The sequence below is a fragment of the Serratia sp. C2(1) genome (assembly GCF_036352655.1).
GTDB lineage: Bacteria > Pseudomonadota > Gammaproteobacteria > Enterobacterales > Enterobacteriaceae > Serratia > Serratia inhibens.
In genome coordinates this window covers 97,320-121,202 of the sequence record NZ_JAZFBA010000006.1, presented here as the reverse complement: position 1 = coordinate 121,202, position 23,883 = coordinate 97,320, and the positions used below count along the sequence as shown (strand labels likewise).

The 23,883-nt window shown below is 56.6% G+C and carries 17 protein-coding genes; 15 read left to right on the top strand and 2 right to left on the bottom strand.

What is annotated here, in order from left to right:
• The first annotated feature begins 380 nt into the window (after window positions 1-380).
• Window positions 381-1,697 (top strand): gluconate transporter, encoded by a 1,317-nt coding sequence (gntT, locus tag V2S86_RS23175; protein ID WP_004951440.1) that lies wholly within the window; start codon window positions 381-383, stop codon window positions 1,695-1,697.
• Between the two features lie 172 nt (window positions 1,698-1,869).
• Entirely contained in the window at window positions 1,870-2,400 is a 531-nt protein-coding gene (gene gntK, locus V2S86_RS23170; RefSeq protein WP_330764315.1) for a gluconokinase, read from the top strand.
• Between the two features lie 45 nt (window positions 2,401-2,445).
• Here gntK and V2S86_RS23165 read toward each other — a convergent pair whose 3' ends face one another.
• Window positions 2,446-3,039, bottom strand: coding sequence for a YhgN family NAAT transporter (locus tag V2S86_RS23165; protein WP_004951434.1), 594 nt, complete (start codon window positions 3,037-3,039; stop codon window positions 2,446-2,448).
• Between the two features lie 239 nt (window positions 3,040-3,278).
• On the opposite strand from V2S86_RS23165, the gene asd reads away from it, so the two are divergent.
• From asd to glgP, 13 genes are all read left to right on the top strand, one after another.
• A complete protein-coding gene (gene asd, locus V2S86_RS23160) occupies window positions 3,279-4,382 on the top strand; it encodes an aspartate-semialdehyde dehydrogenase (protein WP_065506727.1) in 1,104 nt (367 codons plus the stop codon).
• 395 nt (window positions 4,383-4,777) lie between these two features.
• Window positions 4,778-6,658, top strand: coding sequence for a phospholipase effector Tle1 domain-containing protein (locus V2S86_RS23155; protein WP_330764314.1), 1,881 nt, complete (start codon window positions 4,778-4,780; stop codon window positions 6,656-6,658).
• Window positions 6,649-7,314: a DUF2931 family protein gene (locus V2S86_RS23150; protein WP_330764313.1), complete on the top strand. Its 666-nt coding sequence runs from the start codon at window positions 6,649-6,651 to the stop codon at window positions 7,312-7,314. Before V2S86_RS23155 ends, V2S86_RS23150 begins: the two co-directional genes overlap by 10 nt.
• Before the next feature lie 84 nt (window positions 7,315-7,398).
• Window positions 7,399-8,037, top strand: a complete 639-nt coding sequence (locus V2S86_RS23145; protein ID WP_330764312.1) for a DUF2931 family protein — start codon at window positions 7,399-7,401, stop codon at window positions 8,035-8,037.
• A gap of 788 nt (window positions 8,038-8,825) precedes the next feature.
• Window positions 8,826-10,691: a phospholipase effector Tle1 domain-containing protein gene (locus V2S86_RS23140; protein WP_330764311.1), complete on the top strand. Its 1,866-nt coding sequence runs from the start codon at window positions 8,826-8,828 to the stop codon at window positions 10,689-10,691.
• Window positions 10,682-11,341 carry a DUF2931 family protein gene (locus V2S86_RS23135; protein WP_126485829.1) on the top strand — a complete coding sequence of 220 codons (660 nt, stop codon included), beginning with the start codon at window positions 10,682-10,684 and terminating at the stop codon, window positions 11,339-11,341. Before V2S86_RS23140 ends, V2S86_RS23135 begins: the two co-directional genes overlap by 10 nt.
• Before the next feature lie 83 nt (window positions 11,342-11,424).
• Window positions 11,425-12,063: a DUF2931 family protein gene (locus V2S86_RS23130; protein ID WP_330764310.1), complete on the top strand. Its 639-nt coding sequence runs from the start codon at window positions 11,425-11,427 to the stop codon at window positions 12,061-12,063.
• A gap of 84 nt (window positions 12,064-12,147) precedes the next feature.
• Entirely contained in the window at window positions 12,148-12,387 is a 240-nt protein-coding gene (locus V2S86_RS23125) for a hypothetical protein (RefSeq protein WP_330764309.1), read from the top strand.
• Window positions 12,388-12,693: 306 nt separating this feature from the next.
• Complete coding sequence (gene glgB / locus V2S86_RS23120; protein WP_330764308.1) at window positions 12,694-14,880, top strand: 1,4-alpha-glucan branching enzyme; 2,187 nt, start codon at window positions 12,694-12,696, stop codon at window positions 14,878-14,880.
• The gene (gene glgX, locus V2S86_RS23115; RefSeq protein WP_330764307.1) at window positions 14,877-16,859 is read left to right on the top strand and encodes a glycogen debranching protein GlgX; all 1,983 of its coding nucleotides are present in this window, start codon (window positions 14,877-14,879) and stop codon (window positions 16,857-16,859) included. The genes glgB and glgX overlap by 4 nt, the downstream gene beginning before the upstream one ends.
• 15 nt (window positions 16,860-16,874) lie before the next feature.
• Window positions 16,875-18,152: a glucose-1-phosphate adenylyltransferase gene (gene glgC, locus V2S86_RS23110; protein WP_013814867.1), complete on the top strand. Its 1,278-nt coding sequence runs from the start codon at window positions 16,875-16,877 to the stop codon at window positions 18,150-18,152.
• A 116-nt stretch (window positions 18,153-18,268) separates the two neighbouring features.
• A complete protein-coding gene (glgA, locus tag V2S86_RS23105) occupies window positions 18,269-19,702 on the top strand; it encodes a glycogen synthase GlgA (RefSeq protein ID WP_330764306.1) in 1,434 nt (477 codons plus the stop codon).
• 144 nt (window positions 19,703-19,846) lie between these two features.
• Window positions 19,847-22,294 (top strand): glycogen phosphorylase, encoded by a 2,448-nt coding sequence (gene glgP / locus V2S86_RS23100; protein WP_330764305.1) that lies wholly within the window; start codon window positions 19,847-19,849, stop codon window positions 22,292-22,294.
• Window positions 22,295-22,335: 41 nt separating this feature from the next.
• Here glgP and glpD read toward each other — a convergent pair whose 3' ends face one another.
• Window positions 22,336-23,844: a glycerol-3-phosphate dehydrogenase gene (gene glpD / locus V2S86_RS23095; RefSeq protein WP_330764304.1), complete on the bottom strand. Its 1,509-nt coding sequence runs from the start codon at window positions 23,842-23,844 to the stop codon at window positions 22,336-22,338.
• Window positions 23,845-23,883: the final 39 nt, after the last annotated feature.

Genomic DNA, 23,883 nt, shown 5'->3' with positions numbered 1-23,883 from the left:
TTCAACTAATCCCATTTTGAACCACGCGCCGTTCGGCGCGTTTCACTTCCTGCCTGTGCGCTTGCCGCTTATTGCTGCCGTAAGTTTGATCTCTATCCCAGAACGCGAATTTTAGTCGTTTACCCGATTCCGTCACTCGTGTTGTTACCGGTATCATGATACCGGTAACAACGAGGTCAATGACCGTGCAGGGGCGCAGCATGCCGCGGCCGCACGGAGCGGGGCGAGTAAATCGCCCCCTGCAAGCAGGGACAGAACCTTTGACTCAGTACCACCTACAGCTCGCCTTCTGACACCGGGGAAGAGCCTGAAAATACAACAAGCGCACGCTTTACGGTCTAGGGTAAAGAGAGTCGCGATAAAAGGGTTGGAGAAAAATTATGCCATTAGTGATTGTTGCAGGCGGCGTAGCGTTGCTGCTGCTGCTGATGATTCGCTTTAAGCTGAACGGCTTTATCTCTCTGGTTTTAGTCGCACTGGCGGTAGGTATCGCACAGGGCATGCCGGTGGATAAAGTGATCGGCTCCATCAAGGCCGGCGTTGGCGGCACGCTGGGCAGCCTGGCGTTGATCATGGGCTTTGGCGCCATGCTCGGCAAGTTGCTGGCGGACTGTGGCGGCGCTCAGCGCATCGCCACTACGCTGATCGACAAGTTCGGTAAAAAACACATTCAATGGGCGGTGGTGCTGACCGGTTTTACCGTCGGTTTTGCCCTGTTCTATGAAGTCGGCTTCGTGCTGCTGCTGCCGTTGGTATTCAGCATCGCCGCCTCCGCGCGCGTTCCGCTGTTGTACGTTGGCGTGCCGATGGCGGCTGCGCTGTCGGTGACCCACGGTTTCCTGCCGCCGCACCCTGGCCCAACGGCGATCGCCACCATCTTCCATGCCGACATGGGGAAAACCCTGCTGTATGGCACGTTGCTGGCCATCCCGACGGTGATCCTGGCCGGCCCGGTCTACGCCCGCTTCCTGAAAGGCATCGACAAGCCGGTACCGGAAGGCCTGTATAACCCGAAAATCTTCACCGAAGAAGAAATGCCAAGTTTTGGCATCAGCGTTGCCACTTCTCTGGTGCCGGTGATCCTGATGGCACTGCGCGCAGTGGCCGAAATGGTGCTACCGAAGGGCCATACGCTGTTGCGCTTTGCCGAGTTCTTCGGCGATCCGGTGATGGCGACGCTGATTGCGGTGCTGATCGCTATCTTCACCTTTGGTCTTAACCGCGGCCGCACCATGGATGAAGTGATGGGCACCATCACCGATTCAATCAAAATTATCGCCATGATGCTGTTGATCATCGGCGGTGGCGGCGCGTTCAAGCAGGTGCTGGTCGACAGCGGCGTAGAGAAATACATCGCCGGTCTGATGGAAGGCAGCAACGTATCGCCAATTCTGATGGCGTGGTCCATCGCCGCGGCGCTGCGTCTGGCGTTGGGGTCCGCGACCGTGGCGGCGATCACCGCCGGCGGTATCGTCGCCCCGCTGATTGCCACCACCGGCGTCAGCCCGGAGCTGATGGTGATCGCGGTCGGTTCGGGCAGCGTGATTTTCTCTCACGTCAACGATCCGGGTTTCTGGCTGTTCAAGGAGTATTTCAACCTGAGCATCATGGAGACCCTCAAATCCTGGTCGGTGCTGGAAACCATCATCTCGGTCTGCGGGCTGGTGGGCTGCCTGCTGTTGGCAACGGTCGTATAATTTACCCGTCGCCTTTCAAGCTGCGGCGTGGTTGGCTGCAGCTTGAAATTCATAGGATATTCTGAGGCTATCGGATGCCGCGCGGCTCCGGGCATCATTTTGAGTTTGGGGCGCATTGGGCGGCGCAATCCACCGCACAAACCTGCGTGAGTCCCCATAAGGGCATGAAATTATGAACAATCCGCAACACCACGTATTTATTTTGATGGGCGTTTCAGGCAGCGGTAAATCCGCCGTCGCCAGCGACGTCGCCCACCAGGCCCATGCCGCGATGCTGGACGGCGACTACCTGCACCCGCGCGCCAATATCAACAAAATGGCGTCCGGGCACGCGCTGGACGACAACGATCGCGCTCCGTGGCTGACGGCATTGAACGACGCCATTTTCGCTATGCAGCGCACCAATGACGTGTCGCTGCTGGTGTGTTCGGCGCTGAAAAAAAGCTACCGCGACCGGCTGCGCGAGGGCAACAGCAACCTGCATTTTATCTATCTGAAAGGGGATAAGACGGTGATTGAAGAGCGCTTGAAACAGCGCAAGGGGCATTTCTTCAAGCCGCAGATGCTGGTTTCTCAGTTCGCGACGCTTGAAGAGCCGGGCGCGCAGGAGCAGGACGTGCATGCGATTGATATCAACCAGCCGCTGGACGGCGTGGTCGCTGATACGCTGGCTTACATTCGCAGTGTCGCAGCCCCGCAATAACCGGCTGCGTCATGATACCGGCGCCGCCAGGCGCCAGTATGTTAACTACAACTTCATGTAAGCCCGCACGCCGTCCAGGAACATCTGGGTCGACAGCATCACCAGAATCAACCCCATCAGCCTTTCCAGCGCGCTGACTCCTTTACTGCCCAGCAGGCGCAGGAACAGGTTCGACATCAGCAATATCGCGGCGGAAATACCCCAGGCAATCAGCAGGGCCACCACCAGATGCGAAATCTGGTTCGGATACTGGTGCGAGAGCAGCATCAGTGCCGCCAAAATCGAAGGCCCAGCGACCAATGGGATCGCCAGCGGCACCAGGAAAGGCTCTTCACCGGCGGAAAGGCCACTGCTATTGCCCTCCTGCGAGGGGAAAATCATCTTGATGGCGATCAGGAACAGGATAATCCCGCCGGAAATGGACACGGTCTCGGTACGCAGGTTGAGGAACGCCAGGATTTTTTCGCCGGCAAACAGGAAAATCAGCATCAGCAGCAGGGCGATCAGCAGCTCGCGAATCAACACCATCCGCCGGCGGCGCGGTTCCAGATGCTTGAGCACCGACATGAAAATCGGCAGGTTGCCCAGCGGATCCATAATTAAAAACAGCAATACCGTGACTGAAATCATCTCTGTCATTATTACCTCAGAATTAAAAAAACACGCCGCCCATCCCGACGGTGCACAGGCCATGCCCGAGGGCTTTCAAGCGCTGATAACACCGCTGCGGCTTGAAAGACTGCGGGTATATAAGAAGGATTGCTGAGAATCGCTCACCCATCGAATAAATTCACTTTGCGCCCGCGCTGACATTTTGTAAGGTGGAGAGATATTGCACACAACTCCAAGTAGTCATCCTCCAAGGCAGGACAGTTATTATGAAAAACGTTGGTTTCATCGGTTGGCGTGGAATGGTCGGCTCCGTACTCATGCAACGCATGACGGAAGAGCGCGATTTCGATGCCATTCGCCCGGTCTTTTTCTCCACTTCGCAGCACGGTTCTGCGGCGCCGGCCTTCGGCGGCCAGCAGGGCACGCTGCAAGATGCTTACGATGTTGACGCGCTGAGCGCGCTCGACATTATTATTACCTGCCAGGGCGGCGATTATACCAATGAAATCTACCCTAAGCTGCGTGAAAGCGGCTGGCAGGGGTACTGGATTGACGCAGCATCTTCTCTGCGCATGGGGGATGACGCGATTATCATCCTGGATCCGGTCAACCACGCGGTGATTCAGCAGGGCCTGGATAAAGGCATCAAGACCTTTGTGGGCGGTAACTGCACCGTCAGCCTGATGCTGATGTCGCTCGGCGGCCTGTTCGCCAACGATCTGGTGGAGTGGGCTTCCGTCTCTACCTATCAGGCGGCTTCCGGCGGCGGCGCGCGCCACATGCGCGAACTGCTGACCCAAATGGGCATGCTGCATGCCGACGTGGCGAAAGAGCTGCAGGACCCGGCTTCGGCCATTCTGGATATCGAACGTAAAGTGACTGCGGCTACCCGCAGCGGCAAACTGCCGACCGATAACTTCGGCGTGCCGCTGGCCGGCAGCCTGATCCCGTGGATCGATAAACAGCTCGATAACGGCCAGAGCCGCGAAGAGTGGAAAGGCCAGGCGGAAACCAACAAGATTCTGAACACCTCCAGCGTGATCCCGGTTGACGGTCTGTGCGTGCGTGTCGGTGCGCTGCGCTGCCATAGCCAGGCGTTCACCCTGAAGCTGAAAAAAGACGTTTCGCTGCCGGAAATCGAACAGATGCTGGCGACCCACAATGACTGGGTGCGGGTGATCCCGAACGACCGTGAGCTGACCATGCGTGAGTTGACGCCGGCTGCGGTAACCGGGACGCTGAACACGCCGGTCGGTCGCTTGCGCAAGCTGAATATGGGGCCGGAATACCTGTCTGCGTTCACCGTGGGTGACCAACTGCTGTGGGGCGCGGCAGAGCCGCTGCGCCGTATGCTGCGCATCCTGCTGTAGGATATTCACTTACAGCGCAGGAGGCATCACTAAAGCGTGAAAACCCTTAAAGCTCGCATGGTTGCGGGCTTTTTTGTTTTTGCAAGGTTGCAATAGATATCATTCAAGCGGCATTAGCGTTGAGCAAATACGTATGTGGTCCAACACCGCAAAATCATAATTTTTATGTGGATAATCAGCGCTCATGTTTTATGCTGGCGATTCATTTCGCGTTTAGATTAAGGATAATCAACATGCAAAACACCCCCTTTTACACCAATGAACTGACCCCGGATGTTCTGGCCTGCCAATATAAATCGCCTTTCAGCGCTGAGCAATTCGGTGAAATGGCTAATGAAGGAACCCCTATGGGGAACGGTTTTTTGTGCTTACCGCAGGCTTGCTAAGGACGGCATATGGCGACGGGATTTTTTCTGTATCACCTAGATAAAACCACCTGCGGGGGCCGGATTCTTTCCGGCGCACCTGACGACACCTACGAAATCGGTGGTATCGAGCGACAGCAGGTCAGAGAGGACGACCCCGTGACCTGCGGGAAGCATGAGGGGCGGTTCCGGGTTTGTGGCGGTATGGGTGATACCTATGAGGTGGGCGGAGCCGCGAAAGAGTGGGCGGGTTCTCTTGACAGTTACAGCTCATGTCCGTGCCGTGCGCGGTTCATCCCCTCCGTTGATACGCACACCTATGAACGAGATTGTAACGCCGGACGGGCAGCGGAACGCGCCCGTGCTGCGGAGAAAAAGGCCCAGCAGTCCGACGAGCCGGAACAACACGCGCAGGCGGCGAAGAAAAAGAAACGCGAAATTACGTTGACCATCGGGGTGTTCTTTGACGGCACCGGCAACAATGCTGATAATACTGCAGCCAGTCTTAATGCCTGTTCCGGGGAACATTTTGGGATGGATAATGCCGATGCTCAGTCTGCTTATTTCCAGTGTGTTCAGTTAAAGCGTGGCTACAGTGGCACCGCAGCGGGAAGCCATCTTGGCTATTACACTAATGTGCACTGGCTCCATACGCTGTATAACCAAAAACTCACCACTGATACGGGGTACGGACAAGGTGCCATTTATATCGATGGGATCGGCACGGAGAGTGGCAAAGGTGATAGTAGTTACGGGATGGGTACTGGCAGAGGCAATACCGGTGTAGTAAGCAAAACCGACAAGGCGGTCACGACGCTGGTTGCCAGCATTCGAGATTATCTGGGCAAGCACTCCGACACCGGCTCTTGCATCATCAAAGAATTGCAGTTTGATATTTTCGGCTTTAGTCGAGGAGCGGCGGCAGCACGGCATTTTGCTAACCGGGTGTTCGGTCAGGACAGCGCTATTATTGCGGCCATAAAGGCTGGGTTGGGTGAGGTTGAATTCTCAGGTACCCCCGGCGGTAAAACCCGTTTTCTGGGGATATTTGATACGGTGGCCGCTATCGGTACCCCGGCTAACGGCCTCAACCCACACAGTGCCGATACCGGTGAGGTGAATATTGTGCTTCGTCCGGGTGTGGCGGAGAAGGTTTTCCACATCACCGCACAGCATGAATGCCGCTCTAACTTCGCGTTGAACAGCGTCAAACCGGCGTGGCCGGAACTGGCCTTACCCGGCGTGCACTCAGACATTGGCGGCGGCTACAATCCCGACGAGCACGAAGCCTATTTTCTTACCCGTCCCCAGTTCGAAACCGTGCCCCTGTCTACCGCCGACAGCCATACCCGGATTTATCAACAGACCTGTGAGCAGCTCAAGGTGATGGATACCTATCCGGCTATCGCTCCTGTGTTTCAGAGCGTAGAGATTGAAATCAACGCCTGGCATGACGACAGAATGCCTGCCGATCGTTATGGCACACCGCAAAAGCGCAGCGGCGCGGCGCTGATTATCGACCGACCTACCCGTAATGATTGGTCAAAGGTGGTGCTACGGGTGATGCTTGATGCGGCACAGGATGCGGGAGCGAGTTTTGATCCTATACGAGAAACAAATGCAGAGTTAAGGCTTCCTCCAGAACTTAATGGTTTGTGTGAAAAAGCTATCGTTATGGGGCGTGCCGCTCGCAGCGGCCAATCGGCCATTGGTTTTACCACGCCGGAAATATACGGGCTTGCGGAAAAATATCTCCACTGCTCAGCCAACTGGAACAGCGTGATAAGCGACGGACAGGGGATGGTTACGGGGGCTGTCAAGCCAGCGAAACTGGTCACTTTCACCAATCGCCCAGACGAACGCTGGCAGCGGACGGTCTACGATATGGACGGGAATAAAACATGGAAATAATGCGTCTGGCCGGACTGCTTTCGGTACTGACGTTGACGGCCTGCCAAGGGGCAGGCCAACCTAACGCTACCGCAGCCAAAAGCGATGTACCAACAGAGTGGAAATTTAATTTTTTCACGCCTAAGGCGCTGCCTGCGCTGGTAACGTTCGCCGTTATTCTTGATGTGGATGGTACAGACTATCGATTTAATACGCTGAACAGTACTCCCGATATGGATAAGGTTATCGGTGAGTGGAACAACGACTCGCGAGCGCCCAGCGGGTACTGGAATAAAATAAAATCCCCCCCCAGACATCTTTTTTTCTGCTGGGATTCCATCATTGACAAAAAGGTGTATGAAACCCGGCTTACTTTTGCTCAATCTGACACTGAGAAAATGCGGCAGCCCAGCGTGCATAAGGATTATCAGGGGGATCCCACGTATTACGACAACATACAAGTTGGGCTGGCTCCGGAAGGTAAGGTTGCCGTCTGGCTAGTCGGCATAGGGGCTGAGCCTAATTATCGTGTGACACCGTCAGTCATAACGACGGTCTCAGGAGATAAATTAGATCTTTGCAAAGGGGTAACCAAAAGCGATTTTTCTTATGGATATGACAAAGACATAAAGGATTTCATCAAGGGGAAAAAGTACCCCTACGGTAACTGGAATTAACTCAGATACAGGGGAGTTAGCGTCCCTATGGGTAATCCACACCGTGACGCAGCGGACGGTCCACGATATGGACGGAAATAAAACATGGAAATAATGCGTCTGGCCGGACTGCTTTCGGTGCTGACGTTAACGGCCTGCCATGGGGCAGGCCAACCTAACGTTGCCGCAGTCAAAAACGATGTTTCAACAGAGTGGCGGTTTAATTTTTTCACCCCAAAAGCGTTACCCGCACTGGTGACGTTTGCTCTTGTTCAGGATGCCGACGGTAAGGTTTATGAGTTTAATACTCTCGACAGCACGAAGGCGCTGTATGACGTTGTCGGTGAGTGGAGCGACAGTGCACGTGCACTCAACGGCTACTGGAATCACATCGAGCGTCCCCCCAAGCATATTATTTTTTGCTGGGATTCGGTGATAGATAAAAAGGTGTATGAGACCCGACTGACCCTCCCTAACGCCGTCGTGGAAAAGATGCGTAGTCCCAGCGTGTACAAAACCGTGCAGGTTGGTCTGGCTCCCGAAGGGAAAGTGGCTGTCTGGTTAAGTGGAGTTGCCAGGGGGGAGCTTAGTTATCGTGTGACACCGTCGGTCATAAAAACGCTATCCGGGGATAAATTAGAGCTTTGCGATGGTGTTACAAGGCACCCTAATGGATATAAATACTATGGGGAAACTCCAGATTTCATCAAAGGGAAAAAATACCCCTATGGCAACTGGGATTAAATAGATTGGCTCGGTGTTATGCACTCGAGCAGAAGCTGAGTAGCGCAGATCAGTCTACAGGCGGCTATTAACATTCGAGCTCACACCAACCATCATTAGCCGGGTAAAGACCCTATTCTGGCTAGTGGTGTGACGTGCTGCTGTTGCCTGTACTCGATGTAATTAATTGAGTTGGAGCTGATATCCATCAGCGAAGACAGTGATAGGCTCAGTGAGCTATCACAGCGGTTATCAAATAACAGCGTGTGGGGTTGTGGTCGGTAACTCCGAGCGTTATCAGTAAAAGGGTATGCTCTGTTTTTACCTGTACCCCAAGTTGTACCCAATTTGTATGGGTGATTGTTTAGGCCTTGTTGAGTAAGGGATTGAAGCATAGATCAGTATTCTGCTGTGGATATTTAGTTGCAACGCAAGAGGCGTCACTAAAACGTAAAAATCCTTAAAGCTCGCATGGTTGCGGGCTTTTTTGTTTTTGCAAGGTTGCAATAGACATCATTCAAGCGGCATTAGCGTTGAGCAAATGCGTATGTGGTCCAACACCGCAAAATCATAATTTTTATGTGGATAATCAGCGCTCATGTTTTTATGCTGGCGATTAATTTCGCGTTTAGATTAAGGATAATCAACATGCAAAACACCCCTTTTACACCAATGAACTGACCCCGGATGTTCTGGCCTGCCAATATAAATCGCCTTTCAGCGCTGAGCAATTCGGTGAAATGGCTAATGAAGGAACCCCTATGGGGAACGGTTTTTTGTGCTTACCGCAGGCTTGCTAAGGACGGCATATGGCGACGGGATTTTTTCTGTATCACCTAGATAAAACCACCTGCGGGGGCCGGATTCTTTCCGGCGCACCTGACGACACCTACGAAATCGGTGGTATCGAGCGACAGCAGGTCAGGGAGGACGACCCCGTGACCTGCGGGAAGCATGAGGGGCGGTTCCGGGTTTGTGGCGGTATGGGTGATACCTATGAGGTGGGCGGAGCCGCGAAAGAGTGGGCGGGTTCTCTAGACAGTTACAGCTCATGTCCGTGCCGTGCGCGGTTCATCCCCTCCGTTGATACGCACACCTATGAACGAGATTGTAACGCCGGACGGGCAGCTGAACGCGCCCGTGCCACGGAGAAAAAAGCGCAGCAGCCCGGTGAGCCTGAGCAGCACGCGCAGGCGGCAAAGAAAAAGAAACGCGAAATTACGTTGACCATCGGGATGTTCTTCGACGGCACCGGCAACAATGCCATCAATAGCGGTGAGCGTCAAAAAGCCTGCACTGGTGAGCATTTTGGGATGGATAATGTTGATGCACTGTCTGCTCAGGCTCAGTGCTTACAGTTAAAATCTGGCTATAGCGGCACTGCTGCCGGGAGTCATCTCGGCTACTACACCAACATACACTGGCTCCGGACGTTGTATAACCAAAAACTGACCGTAGACACAGGGTACGGACAAGGTGCCATTTATATCGAGGGGATCGGCACGGAGAGCGGGAAAGGCGATAGCGCCTATGGGATGATGTCCGGGAGAGGCGAAACCGGTGTGGTAAGCAAAACCGATAAGGCGGTCGCTGCTCTGGTTGTCGGTATACAAGACTATTTAGCCAAACATTCCACTGCCCGTTCTTGCATTATCAAAGAATTGCAGTTTGATATTTTTGGGTTCAGTCGCGGTGCAGCGACGGCGCGGCATTTTGCCAACCGGGTGTTCAGTCAGGACCGCGCCATTATTGCGGCTATTAAGGCCGGGCTGGGTGAGGTTGAGTTCTCAGGTACCCCCGGCGGTAAAACCCGCTTTTTGGGGATATTTGATACCGTGGCGGCCATCGGCACCCCGGCCAATGGTCTCAACCCGCACAGCGCCGATACCGGCGATGTGAATATTGTGCTGCGTCCGGGTGTGGCGGAGAAGGTTTTCCACATCACCGCACAGCATGAATGCCGCTTTAACTTCGCGTTGAACAGCGTCAAACCGGCGTGGCCGGAATTGGCCTTACCCGGTGTGCACTCTGACATTGGCGGCGGCTACAATCCCGACGAGCACGAAGCCTATTTTCTTACCCGTCCCCAGTTCGAAACCGTGCCCCTGTCTACCGCCGACAGCCATACGTGGATTTATCAGCAGACCTGTGAGCAGCTCACGGTGATGGACACCTATCCGGCAATTACCCCGGTGTTGCAGGCCGTAGAGATTGAAATCAATGCTTGGCATGACGACAGAATGTCTGCCGATCGTTATGGCACACCGCAAAAGCGCAGCGGCGCGGCACTGATTATCGACAGACCCACGCGTAATGACTGGTCAAAGGTGGTGCTACGGGTGATGCTTGATGCGGGAGTATTCGATCCCATTGATGACAGTGTTCCAGATTTTGCAATACCAGCAGAGCTAAATAGCCTATGTGAAAAGGCCATTGTGATGGGCCGTGCCGCCCGTAGTGGTCAATCGGCCATTGGGTTTACCACCCCGGAAATACATGCGCTCGCGGAAAAATATCTCCACTGCTCAGCCAACTGGAACAGCGTGATAAGCGACGGACAGGGCATGGTCACTGGCGGGGTTAAACCGGCAAAACTAGTCACCTTCACCAATCGCCCAGACGAACGCTGGCAGCGGACGGTCTACGATATGGACGGGAATAAAACATGGAAATAATGCGTCTGGCCGGGCTGCTTTCGGTACTGACATTGACGGCCTGCCAAGGAGCAGGCCAGCCTGACGTTGTCGCAGTCAAAAGCGATGTGCCAACAGAGTGGAAATTTAATTTTTTCACGCCTAAGGCGCTACCCGCGATGGTGACGTTCGCCATTGTCATCGGTACCGATGATTGGGTTTACCGGTTTGTTACGCTGGACAGCACTCCGGACTTGGATAAGGTCATCGGTGAGTGGAACAATCGTGATCGTGCGCCCGGCGGGCACTGGAATCACATAACGCGCCCCCCCAAACGGATTTTTTTCTGCTGGGACTCGGTGATTGATAAAAAGGTGTATGAAACCTACCTAACTTTGCCTGACGCTGTTGTGGAGAAAATGCAGCGGCCCAGCGGGCACAATGATCCATACAATAATACCTACAACACGGTGCAAATTGGTTTGGCCCCAGAGGGGAAAGTAGCTGTTTGGTTACTTGGCATAGGCTTTGAACCTAATTATCGTGTGACACCGTCGGTCATAAAAACGGTCTCCGGAGATAAATTAGAACTTTGCAAAGGAGTAACTAAGCACCCCAATGGATATAAATACTATGGGGAAACTCCAGACTTCATCAAGGGGAAAAAATACCCCTACGGTAACTGGAATTAACTCAGATACGGGGAGCTAGTGTCCCTAGGAGTAATCCACACCGTGACGCAACGGACGGTCTACGATATGGACGGAAATAAAACATGGAAATAATGCGTCTGGCCGGGCTGCTTTCGGTTCTGACGTTGACGGCCTGCCAAGGAGCAGGCCAGCCTAACGTTGCCGCAGTCAAAAACGATGTTCCAACAGAGTGGAATTTTAATTTTTTCACACCTCAGGCGCTCCCCGCATTGGTGACGTTTGCTATTGTTCAGGATGTCGACGGTAAGGTTTATGAGTTTAATACTCTCGACAGCACAAAGGCGCTTTATGACGTTGTCGGTGGGTGGAGCGACAGTGCTCGGGCACTCAATGGCTACTGGAACCACATTGAGCGTCCTCCCAAGCATATTATTTTTTGCTGGGACTCGGTGATAGATAAAAAGGTGTATGAGACCCGCCTGACCCTCCCTAACGCCGTCGTGGAAAAGATGCGTAGTCCCAGCATATACAAAAACGTGCAAGTTGGTCTGGCTCCCGAAGGGAAAGTGGCTGTCTGGTTAAGTGGTGTTGCAAGGGGGGAACTTAGTTATCGTGTGACACCGTCAGTCATAACGACGCTCTCCGGGGATAAATTAGAGCTTTGTAAAGGGGTAACCCGGTTTTCTAACGGTTATGAATATGACAAAGACATAAAGGATTTTATCAAAGGGAAAAAGTACCCCTACGGTAACTGGAATTAACTCAGATACAGGGGAGTTAGCATCCCTATGGGTAATCCACACCGTGACGCAGCGGACGGTCTACGATGTGGACGGAAACAAAACATGGAAATGATGCGTCTGGCCGGGCTGCTTTCGGTACTGACGCTGACGAATTTCCCGGGGGCTGGCCTCTTTCAGCCCCCCAAAGCCTTATTTTCCGCTTTTACCCCGTTTTGGCGCGCTATGGACGAAGTCGCTGCCAGGGGAAAGGCGCGCATCGATAACCGGCCTTCCTTCCGGCAAGCAGTAGCGCAACGGCGCTGCGGGCTGGCAGTTTTCTTAATGAATGATTTTCCATGCTAATACGGCACTGCTTTGACAGACATTGGCTATGCTTAAAGCATTGGCGACTGAATTTTCGCCAACGCTGAAAAGACGACTAAAAATAAGCATAAAGAGCGGAAATTCAGGTCGGCAAGCTGAAAATTGATCAATAACCGACCGCAATCACGCTTTAGATACCGAATGAATTGCATGATAACCAAAATGGCTATGGATTAATCATTTACCCAATGGATGTCAACTCGCGGCCTGCAAGGCAGCGGTCTGGACGGTGAAGGGTAGACGCAGCCTCTTATAAATCATGCTCTTAATCTAAGGAAGAAGTCTATGCCTGTACTTCCCGATCGTGACGTGATTGATCAGCTTTTCTCCGGCAATTTTGCCGATCCTTTCTCCCTGCTGGGTATGCATGCGGTCGATAATGGCCTGCAGGTGCGTGCGCTGTTGCCTGACGCCAGCGAAGTCTGGTTGCTGGAGCAGCAAACCGGCAAGCGGGTGGTGCAGCTGGCCTGCGACGATGCCCGTGGTTTTTTCAGCGCTACCGTTCCGCGCCGGAAAACCCCCTTCCGATATCAACTGGAGGTCCGCTGGCAAAATCACCAGCAGATCGTCGACGATCCCTACCGTTTTGGCACCTTGTTGCAGGATATCGACGGCTGGCTGCTGGCGGAGGGCACCCACCTGCGGCCGTATGAGCGGCTGGGGGCGCATCTCGCTACGCTCGACGAGGTAGCAGGCGTCAGCTTTGCCGTCTGGGCACCCAATGCCCAGCGCGTTTCGGTGGTGGGCGAGTTCAACTTCTGGGACGGTCGTCGCCATCCCATGCGCCTGCGCCGTGAAAACGGTATCTGGGAGCTGTTCCTGCCAGAGGTGAAAGCCGGGCAACTGTACAAATACGAAATCATCGACTGCTATGGCAATACCCAGCTGAAGGCCGACCCTTACGCTTTTGAAGCGCAGATGCGGCCGGATACGGCATCTCTGGTGACGCCGCTGCCGGAGGTGGTGGCAAATACCCCGGAACGCCAACGCGCCAACGATTTTGATCGGCCGATCTCCATCTACGAAGTGCATCTGGGTTCGTGGCGGCGCCACACCGACGATAATTTCTGGCTCAGCTATGGCGAGCTGGCGGTGCAGTTGATCGATTACGTCAAGGACATGGGATTCACCCATATCGAGCTGTTGCCGATTAATGAGCACCCCTTCGACGGCAGTTGGGGTTATCAGCCGTTGGGGCTTTATGCCCCGACCCGGCGTTTCGGCACCCCGGCCGATTTCAAAGCCTTTGTGGCGGCGGCGCACCGGGCCGGCATCAATGTGATCCTGGATTGGGTACCCGGGCATTTCCCCAGCGACGCCTATGGTTTGGCGAATTTCGACGGTACTGCGCTGTATGAATACGCCGACCCGCGCGAGGGCTTCCACCAGGACTGGAACACCCTGATTTACAACTATGGCCGCAATGAGGTGCGCAACTATCTGGCGGGCAATGCCCTTTACTGGATGGAACGTTACGGCATCGACGCTCTGCGCGTCGATGCCGTGGCCTCGATGATCTACCGTGATTACAGCCGCGCCGACGGCGAGTGGGTGCCGAATTACTACGGCGGCAACGAAAACCTGGAGGCCATCGCCTTCCTGCGCTACACCAACCAGACCGTCGGCAGGGAGCGGCCCGGCGCGGTGACGCTGGCGGAGGAGTCCACCGATTATCCGGGGGTCACGCTGCCGCCGGACGCCAATGGGTTGGGGTTCCACTACAAATGGAACCTGGGCTGGATGCATGACACGCTCAACTACATGCAGTGCGATCCGGTACACCGCAAATATCATCACAATCAGATGACCTTCGGCATGCTGTACGCCTACACCGAGAACTTCGTGCTGCCGATTTCTCATGACGAAGTGGTGCACGGCAAAAAATCGATTCTCGATCGCATGCCCGGCGACGCCTGGCAGAAGTTCGCCAACCTGCGCGCCTATTACGGTTTTATGTGGGCGCACCCCGGCAAAAAACTGCTGTTTATGGGGTGTGAGTTTGCCCAGGGGCGCGAATGGAATTTCGATACCAGCCTCGACTGGCATCTGCTGGAAGGCCTGGATGGTTGGCATCACGGCGTGCAGCGGCTGGTGCGCGATCTCAACCACTGCTATCAGCAGCAGGCGCCGTTGTATGAGCGCGACTACCGCCCGGACGGCTTCGAATGGCTGGTGGTGGATGACCACGACAACTCGGTGTTTGCTTTTGCCCGTTACGATTCGCAGGGCAACGAGCTGATCGCCGTCAGCAACTTTACCCCGGTGCCGCGCCACCATTACCGCATCGGTATCTCCCGCCCCGGCGAGTATCGGGAAATCCTTAATACCGACTCGCACCACTATCACGGCAGCAATACCGGCAACCAGGGCCGCGTGGTGTCGGAACCGGTCGGCAACCACGGCCGCGAGCATTCGATTAGCGTGACCGTACCGCCGCTGGCGACGATCTACCTGCTGCGGGAGGCGCAATGACTGAGCTGACGCCCGGCATCGCCGCGCCTCTCGGGGCGCATTATGACGGTAGTGGCATCAACTTTACCCTGTTTTCAGCCCACGCCACCGGCGTGGAGCTGTGCCTGTTTGACGGGCAACAGCGCGAGGTGCGTCTGCCGCTGCCGGCGCGCAGCGGTGATATCTGGCACGGCTATCTGCCGGGCGGCAAACCGGGTCAACGCTACGGTTACCGGGTGCACGGCCCGTTTGATCCCGCGCGGGGGCTGCGGTTTAACCCTAACAAGCTGCTGCTGGATCCGGCCGCCCGCGCGGTCGAGGGGCCGGTGGCGGACGATTTGGAGTTGCATGGCGGCTATGACCGACCGGACCCGCAGGACAGCGCAGAGGTGATGCCGAAGTGCGTGGTTATCGACGAAGCCTACGATTGGCAGGGGGATTGCCCGCCGGCCACGCCGTGGGGCAAAACGGTGATCTACGAAGCGCACGTGCGCGGCCTGACTCTGCTGCACCCGGATATCCCGCCGGTGCTGCGCGGCAGTTTCGCCGCGCTCGGCCATCCGGTGATGATCGCCCACTTCAAGCGCCTCGGCATCACGGCGCTGGAGTTGCTGCCGGTACAACAACATAGCTCCGAGCCGCGTTTGCAGCGCCTCGGGCTGATTAACTACTGGGGATATAACGTGCTGGCGCCGTATGCGCCGGATAACCGTTATTGCAGCCTGCGCACCGACATGACGCCGCTGCGCGAATTCCGCGATGCGGTGAAGGCGCTGCATAAGGCCGGTATCGAGGTGATCCTCGACGTGGTGTTCAACCACAGCGCCGAGCTGGACATGGACGGGCCGACGCTGTCGCTGCGCGGCATCGATAACCCGGGGTATTACTGGCTGACCCCCGACGGGGGATACGTTAACGACACCGGCTGCGGCAATACGCTGCGGTTGGATCAACCGCAGGGCGTGGCCTGGGTGATGGACTGCCTGCGCTTCTGGGTGGGCGAATGCCATGTCGACGGCTTTCGCTTCGATCTGGGCAGCGTGCTAGGCCGTACCCCGGCGTTCGATCGCGATGCGCCGCTGTTCCAGGCGATGCTGGCGGACGATCTGTTGTCGCGCTGCAAGCTGATCGCCGAGCCGTGGGACATTGGCCCCGGCGGTTATCAGGTGGGCGCTTTTCCGGGGCGCTTCGCCGAGTGGAATGATCATTACCGGGACGATATGCGCCGCTTTTGGCTGCAGGGCGATTTACCGCTGGGTCAGTTTGCCCAACGCTTTGCCGGCTCCAGCGATTTGTTCAACCAACGCGGGCGTGCGCCGTACGCCAGCATCAACATGCTGACCGCTCATGACGGGTTTACCCTGCAGGATCTGGTCAGTTTTAACCGTAAGCACAACCAGCTTAACGGCGAAGGCAACCGTGACGGCAGCGATCATAATTTCAGCAACAACCACGGTGTTGAAGGCCCGATTGCCGACGACGCCATTGTGCAACGCCGCAGGGCCAGCCGGCAGGCGCTGCTTGCCACGTTGTTGCTGTCCCAGGGGACGCCGATGCTGCTGGCCGGCGATGAGCATGGACACAGTCAGCAGGGGAACAACAATGCCTATTGTCAGGACAACGCCATCACCTGGCTCGACTGGGCCAAGGCGGATGACTCGCTCACCGCTTATACCGCAGCGCTGATTCATCTGCGTCGGCAGATCCCCGCCCTGCAGCAAGACCGCTGGTGGCAGGAGGGCGACGGCAGCGTGCAGTGGCTGAACGCCCAAGGGCAGCCGCCCGCGGCGCAGGAATGGGAGCAGGGAGACTTGCAATTGCAGATCCGCCTGTCGCAGCGCTGGCTGGTGGTGGTTAACGCCACGCCGCAGGCGGTGGAGATGAGGTTGCCTGCGGGCGAGTGGCAGGTTGTCGCCCCCTTTACTCAGGAAGGACCGCAGGCGGTTTTACCCGCCTGGAACCAGGCTGCGCACTCGATTTGCGTGCTGGTACAGAAATAATAAAAGGAGTCAGCTATGGTTAGGTTTGAAAATAAAGACCCCCTGATGTTGGCGCGCCAACTGCCGATTAAGTCCGTTGCTCTGATTCTGGCCGGCGGCCGCGGTTCGCGCTTGAAAGATTTAACCTCAACCCGCGCCAAGCCTGCCGTCCATTTTGGCGGTAAGTTCCGCATCATTGATTTTGCCCTGTCGAACTGCCTGAACTCGGGCATCCGCCGCATCGGCGTGATCACCCAGTATCAATCCCATACCCTGGTGCAGCATATTCAGCGCGGCTGGTCGTTTCTCAATGAAGAGATGAACGAATTTGTCGATCTGCTGCCGGCCCAGCAACGCCTCAGTACCGAGCACTGGTACAAGGGCACGGCGGACGCGGTATACCAGAACCTGGATATTATCCGCCGCTACGATGCAGAGTACGTGGTGATCCTGGCGGGCGATCACATCTACAAGATGGATTACTCGCGCATGCTGATCGACCACGTCGAAAAGGGCGCGCAATGCACGGTGGCCTGCTTGCCGGTGCCGCGCGATGAGGCCAGCGAGTTCGGCGTGATGGAAGTCGATGAGAACGATTTGATCCTCGAGTTCCTGGAAAAACCGAGCAATCCGCCGCCCATGCCGGGTAACCCGGAAATGTCGCTGGCGAGCATGGGGATCTATATCTTTAACGCCGACTATCTGTTCCAACTGTTGGAAGAGGATATGTCGACCCCCGGCTCCACCCATGATTTCGGCAAGGATCTGATCCCGAAAATCACCGCTCAGAAAGCGGCGTGGGCACACCCGTTCACGTTGTCCTGCGTCACCTCCAATACCGATCTGCCGCCGTACTGGCGCGACGTGGGTACGCTGGAGGCCTACTGGCGCGCCAACCTCGATTTGGCCTCCGTGACGCCGGAGCTGGACATGTATGACCGTGCCTGGCCGATTCGCACCCATATGGAGCCGTTGCCGCCGGCCAAGTTCGTGCAGGACCGCTCCGGTAGCCACGGCATGACCATGAATTCGCTGGTGTCCGGCGGCTGCATCGTCTCAGGTTCGGTGGTGGTGCATTCGGTGCTGTTCCCGCGGGTGCGGGTGAACTCGTTTTGCACCATCGACTCTACCGTATTGCTGCCGGACGTAAACGTCGGCCGCTCCTGCCGCCTGCGGCGCTGCATCATTGACCGCGCCTGCCATATTCCCGAGGGCATGGTGATTGGCGAAAACGCCGATGAGGACAGCAAACGCTTTTATCGCTCGGAAGGCGGCATTGTGCTGGTGACGCGCGAAATGCTGTCAAAGTTGTGAGTTAAGGTAGTCGGCGGAACGATGATACCGCCGCCTTGCGAATGGACAGAGGGCTTGCAAAACGCGGATTAACAACAGCGGCAGGCCTGCATCTTTGCCGATTTACAGGAGTGATAATGCAGGTTTTACACGTATGTTCTGAAATGTTCCCCCTGCTGAAAACCGGGGGGCTCGCAGACGTGGTTGGCGCATTACCGGCGGCTCAAATTGCCGAGGGCGGCGACGTTCGGGTGCTATTGCCCGCTTTTCCTGACGTGCGTAATGGTATACCGGACTCCGTGCTGGTGGCGGAAATCGATTCGTTCGCCGGCCGGGTCGGCCTGCGCTACGGTACCTATCATGGCGTGGGCATCTACCTGATTGACGCTCCCTGGCTGTATGACCGGCCGGGCAGCCCCTATCACGACCAGTCGATGAATGCCTATTCCGACAACCACCGGCGTTTTGCCCTGTTGGGCTGGATTGCCTGTGAGTTGGCCAAGGGGTTGGACCGCTACTGGCGGCCGCAGGTGGTGCACGCCCATGACTGGCACGCCGGCCTGGCCTGTGCCTATCTGGCGGCCAACGGCCACCCGGCGCGTTCGATTTTCACCGTGCACAACCTGGCCTATCAGGGGCTGTTCTCCGCCCATCACGTGGCTGAACTGTGGCTGCCGCCCTCGTTTTACAACGTGTATGGCCTGGAGTTTTACGGCCAGATGTCGTTCCTGAAAGCCGGGCTGTATTACGCCGACCATATCACCGCCGTCAGCCCGACCTACGCGCGGGAAATCACCTGGCCGGAGTTTGGCTACGGCATGGAAGGGTTGCTGCAGGAACGTCAGCGGCAGGGGCGTCTGAGCGGCATTCTCAACGGCGTGGATGAGAAGATTTGGGATCCGTCCCACGATCCGCGATTGACCGCCCGCTACGATGCCGAGGATCTGAAGAACAAGACCAAGAACAAGCTGCATCTGCAAAAAGCGATGGGCCTGAAGGTGGACGAGTCGCTGCCGGTGTTTGCGGTGGTGAGCCGCCTGACCAGCCAGAAGGGTCTGGATTTGGTATTGGAAGCGCTGCCGGCATTGCTCGAGCAGGGGGGCCAACTGGCGCTGTTGGGGGCCGGCGATGCGGTATTGCAGCAGGCGTTTCTGGCCGCTGCCGCTGATTACCCGGAACAGGTTGGCGTGCAGATTGGCTACCACGAGGCATTCTCGCACCGGATTATCGGTGGGGCCGATGTGATCATGGTGCCGAGCCGTTTCGAACCTTGCGGGCTGACCCAGCTCTACGGCCTGAAATACGGCACGTTGCCGTTGGTGCGCCGCACCGGCGGGCTGGCGGACACGGTGGTGGATTGCGCGCTGGAGAATCTGGCCGACGGCACCGCCAGCGGATTTGTCTTTGACGATTGTGATGCCGCCGCACTGGGCAACGCCATCCGGCGCGCCATGGTGCTGTGGAGCAGGCCAAAGCATTGGCGTCACGTACAGCGCCACGCCATGAGCGTGGATTTTGGCTGGCAGATAGCGGCAAAGGCTTATCTGTCACTTTATTCCCGTCATACTTGACGCTGTCTCTGTGTTGGCTGCATTCACTTACCCGAATCACTTACTGAAGTAAGCTCATCGGAGTAAGTTCCCTTGCCGCCTTGATGCAACGCCAATTATTTTGGGTATATCAACGCTTGTTGTAACAACTCACTTGGGATCACTATGACTTCACCGATTAGTTACACCTCACCCACGGTCAGTGTTGAAGCGCTGAAACATTCCATCGCCTATAAGCTGATGTTTATTGTCGGCAAGGATCCGGCTATCGCCAACCAGCATGATTGGCTGAATGCCGTGCTGTTTGCGGTGCGTGACCGCATGGTGGAACGCTGGCTGCGCTCCAACCGCGCCCAGCTTTCTCAGGACGTGCGGCAAGTCTATTACCTGTCGATGGAGTTCCTGCTCGGGCGTACGCTCTCCAACGCGCTGTTGTCGATGGGGATTTACCAGGATATCGACGACGCGTTGAATGAAATGGGGCTGAGCCTCGGTGAATTGCTGGAGGAAGAGAACGATCCGGGGCTGGGCAACGGGGGGCTGGGGCGGTTGGCGGCCTGTTTCCTCGATTCGCTGGCGACGCTGGCGCTGCCGGGTCGCGGCTACGGCATCCGCTACGAATACGGCATGTTCAAGCAGAACATCGTTAACGGCCAGCAAATGGAGTCCCCGGACTACTGGCTGGAATACGGCAACCCGTGGGAGTTCCCGCGCCACAACACGCGGTATAAGGTACGTTTTGGCGGGCGAATTCAGCAGGAAGGTGCCAAGACGCGCTGGCTGGAAACCGAAGAGGTGCTCGCCATCGCTTACGATCAGGTGATCCCCGGTTTTGATACCGACGCCACCAACACGCTGCGGCTGTGGAGCGCCCAGGCCAGTAACGAAATCAACCTCGGTAAATTCAATCAGGGCGATTATTTCGCGGCGGTTGAGGATAAAAACCACTCGGAGAACGTATCGCGCGTGCTGTACCCGGACGACTCCACCTATTCCGGGCGAGAACTTCGGCTGCGGCAGGAGTATTTCCTGGTGTCGGCCACGGTGCAGGATATCCTCAACCGCCACTGGACGATGCATAAAACCTTCGACAATCTGGCGGACAAAATTGCCATTCACCTGAATGACACCCACCCGGTATTGTCTATCCCCGAACTGATGCATAGGTTGATCGACGATCACAAGTTCAGTTGGCTCGATGCCTGGGCCGTGGTGGAGCAGGTATTCTCCTACACCAACCACACGCTGATGAGCGAAGCGCTGGAAACCTGGCCGCTGGATATGATCGGCCGGATCCTGCCGCGTCACTTGCAGTTGATCTTCGAGATCAACGATCACTTCCTCAAGCACGTGCAGGACGTGGTGCCGGGCGACAACGCGCTGCTGGCGCGGGTGTCGATCATTGACGAGACCAACGGTCGCCGGGTGCGCATGGCGTGGCTGGCGGTGGTCGCCAGCCACAAGGTAAACGGGGTTTCCGCACTGCATTCCGAGCTGATGGTGCAGTCGCTGTTTGCCGACTTCGCGCGCATTTTCCCCGATCGTTTCTGCAACAAAACCAACGGGGTCACGCCGCGCCGCTGGCTGGGGCTGGCCAACCGGCCGCTTTCCGCCGTGCTGGACGACAGCATCGGCCAGACCTGGCGTACCGATCTCAGCCAACTGAGCGAGATCAAGGCCAACATCGATTTCCCCAGCTTCCTGCAGGCGGTTCAGGCCGCCAAACGGCAAAACAAGGAGCGGTTGGCGAAGTACATCGCCAAAACCCTGAATGTGGTGGTCAATCCGGATGCGTTGTTCGATGTGCAGATCAAACGCATTCATGAATACAAACGGCAACTGCTCAACGTCCTGCACGTGATCACGCTTTATAACCGTCTGTTGCAGGATCCGGAAACCGAACGCGTGCCGAGGGTGGTGATCTTCGCCGGCAAGGCGGCCTCGGCCTACTACGCGGCGAAGCAGATCATCCGCCTGATTAACGATGTGGCGAAGGTGATCAACAACGATCCGCGCGTGCACACCCAGTTGAAAGTGGTGTTTATCCCGAACTACGGCGTCAGTCTGGCGCAGATGATCATTCCGGCGGCGGATCTTTCCGAGCAGATCTCGCTGGCGGGCACCGAGGCATCGGGCACCAGCAACATGAAATTTGCGCTTAACGGCGCGCTGACCATCGGCACGCTGGACGGCGCCAACGTAGAGATGCTGGAGCATGTGGGTGAAGAGAACATCTTTATCTTCGGCAATACCGCCGAGCAGGTGGAGGAGCTGCGCCGCAACGGCTACAACCCGCATCTGTACTATGAGCAGGATCCCGAACTGCATCAGGCGCTGACCCAGATCGCCACCGGCGTATTCAGCCCGGAGGAACCAAAGCGCTACAGCAACCTGTTTGATTCGCTGGTGAATTTGGGCGATCACTACCAGCTGCTGGCCGATTACCGCAGCTATGTGGATACGCAGGACAAGGTGGATGAGGTGTACCGCAATCAGGATGACTGGACGCGGCGGGCGATATTGAATATCGCCAACATGGGCTATTTTTCTTCCGACCGCACCATTCAGGAGTATGCGGACGAAATTTGGCACATCAAGCCGATCAAACTGTAATAAAAAAGGCCGCTTAAGCGGCCTTTTTCTTACGCGTTGGCTCAGGAAGCCAGCGACAGCGTTTTCGCTTTCGCGTGTTCCGCCAGCCAGGCTTTCACCCGCGCCTGCTGCGCGTCATCCAGCCACATGCCCAGCTTGGTGCGGCGCCAGATAGCGTCGTCCAGCTCCACCACCCACTCTTTGTCGATCAGGTAGCGCAGTTCGGCTTCATACAGGCCGTGGCCAAACTCTTCACCCAAATCGCTGAGGGCGTTGGCGCCGGCCAGGATCAGTTCGCTGTGGCTGCCGTAGGTACGGGCATAGCGGCGCGCCAGGGATTCCGGCAACCAGCCATGCTCGCGGCGCAGCTTGGCGGCGTAGCTGTCGCGGTCGCCACCGATGTCGCCACCGGGCAGCGTGCCGTTTTTGGTCCACGCCGGGCCGCAGCCTGGGTAGTAGTGCGACAGTTTTTCCATCGCATGCTCCGCCAGCTTGCGGTAGGTGGTCAACTTGCCGCCGAACACCGACAACAGCGGCGCTTTGCCCTGATCGTCATGCACGTCCAGCGTGTAGTCGCGGGTCACCGCCTGTGGCGAATCGGATTCGTCATCGCACAACGGACGCACGCCGGAGTAAGTCCAGACGATGTCGTCACGGCCCAACTGTTTCTTGAAGTGGTCGTTGTACACTTTCAGCAGGTAGTCGATCTCGTTGTCGTCGATTTTCACGTCTTTCGGATCGCCGTGGTATTCCACGTCGGTGGTGCCGATGATCGAGAACTCGTCATTCCACGGGATCACGAACACGATGCGGTGGTCTTCGTTTTGCAGAATATAGGACTGCGGCTGGTTGTGAGCGCGCGGCACCACGATGTGGCTGCCCTTGATCAGGCGGATGCCGTACGGCGATTTCAGCTTCAGGCCGTCGTCAAAGAAGTGTTTCACCCAAGGACCGGTGGCGTTGACCAGGCCTTTGGCGCGCCAGGTAAAGGTTTTACCGCTGTCGATCTCAACCGCTTCCACCATCCACAGGCCGTTTTCACGCCATGCACGGGTCACTTTGGTGCGGGTGCGCACTTCGCCGCCGCGTTTTTCCACTTCCTGCGCGTTCAACACCACCAGGCGGGCATCGTCCACCCAGCAGTCGGAATATTCGAAACCGCGCTTCAGTTCAGGCTTCAGTACCGATTCTGGTCCAAAGCGCAAACTCTTGCTGCCCGGCAGGCTGGTGCGTTTACCCAGGTGATCGTACAGGAACAGGCCGATGCGGATCATCCAGGCCGGGCGCAGATGCGGTTGATGCGGCAGGCGGAAACGCATAGGGAACGCGATGTGCGGCGCCAGCTTCAGCAACACTTCACGCTCGGCCAGCGCTTCGCTCACCAGGCGGAATTCGTAGTGTTCCAGGTAGCGCAGGCCGCCGTGGATCAATTTGGAACTGGCGGAAGACGTAGCGCAGGCCAAGTCTTGCGCTTCCAGCAGCAGTACGGACAGCCCGCGCCCGGCAGCATCCGCCGCTATGCCGGCACCGTTGATGCCGCCACCGATAACGATCAAGTCTTTGGTTTCCACGTCAACTTCCTCCAGATGTTCGAAATAGCTCTTTCATGT

Coding starts and splice junctions, on each gene's coding strand:
- gntT (WP_004951440.1), top strand. CDS start 381: ATGCCATTAGTGATTGTTGCAGGCGGCGTAGCGTTGCTGCTGCTGCTG.
- gntK (WP_330764315.1), top strand. CDS start 1,870: ATGAACAATCCGCAACACCACGTATTTATTTTGATGGGCGTTTCAGGC.
- V2S86_RS23165 (WP_004951434.1), bottom strand. CDS start 3,039: ATGACAGAGATGATTTCAGTCACGGTATTGCTGTTTTTAATTATGGAT.
- asd (WP_065506727.1), top strand. CDS start 3,279: ATGAAAAACGTTGGTTTCATCGGTTGGCGTGGAATGGTCGGCTCCGTA.
- V2S86_RS23155 (WP_330764314.1), top strand. CDS start 4,778: ATGGCGACGGGATTTTTTCTGTATCACCTAGATAAAACCACCTGCGGG.
- V2S86_RS23150 (WP_330764313.1), top strand. CDS start 6,649: ATGGAAATAATGCGTCTGGCCGGACTGCTTTCGGTACTGACGTTGACG.
- V2S86_RS23145 (WP_330764312.1), top strand. CDS start 7,399: ATGGAAATAATGCGTCTGGCCGGACTGCTTTCGGTGCTGACGTTAACG.
- V2S86_RS23140 (WP_330764311.1), top strand. CDS start 8,826: ATGGCGACGGGATTTTTTCTGTATCACCTAGATAAAACCACCTGCGGG.
- V2S86_RS23135 (WP_126485829.1), top strand. CDS start 10,682: ATGGAAATAATGCGTCTGGCCGGGCTGCTTTCGGTACTGACATTGACG.
- V2S86_RS23130 (WP_330764310.1), top strand. CDS start 11,425: ATGGAAATAATGCGTCTGGCCGGGCTGCTTTCGGTTCTGACGTTGACG.
- V2S86_RS23125 (WP_330764309.1), top strand. CDS start 12,148: ATGGAAATGATGCGTCTGGCCGGGCTGCTTTCGGTACTGACGCTGACG.
- glgB (WP_330764308.1), top strand. CDS start 12,694: ATGCCTGTACTTCCCGATCGTGACGTGATTGATCAGCTTTTCTCCGGC.
- glgX (WP_330764307.1), top strand. CDS start 14,877: ATGACTGAGCTGACGCCCGGCATCGCCGCGCCTCTCGGGGCGCATTAT.
- glgC (WP_013814867.1), top strand. CDS start 16,875: ATGGTTAGGTTTGAAAATAAAGACCCCCTGATGTTGGCGCGCCAACTG.
- glgA (WP_330764306.1), top strand. CDS start 18,269: ATGCAGGTTTTACACGTATGTTCTGAAATGTTCCCCCTGCTGAAAACC.
- glgP (WP_330764305.1), top strand. CDS start 19,847: ATGACTTCACCGATTAGTTACACCTCACCCACGGTCAGTGTTGAAGCG.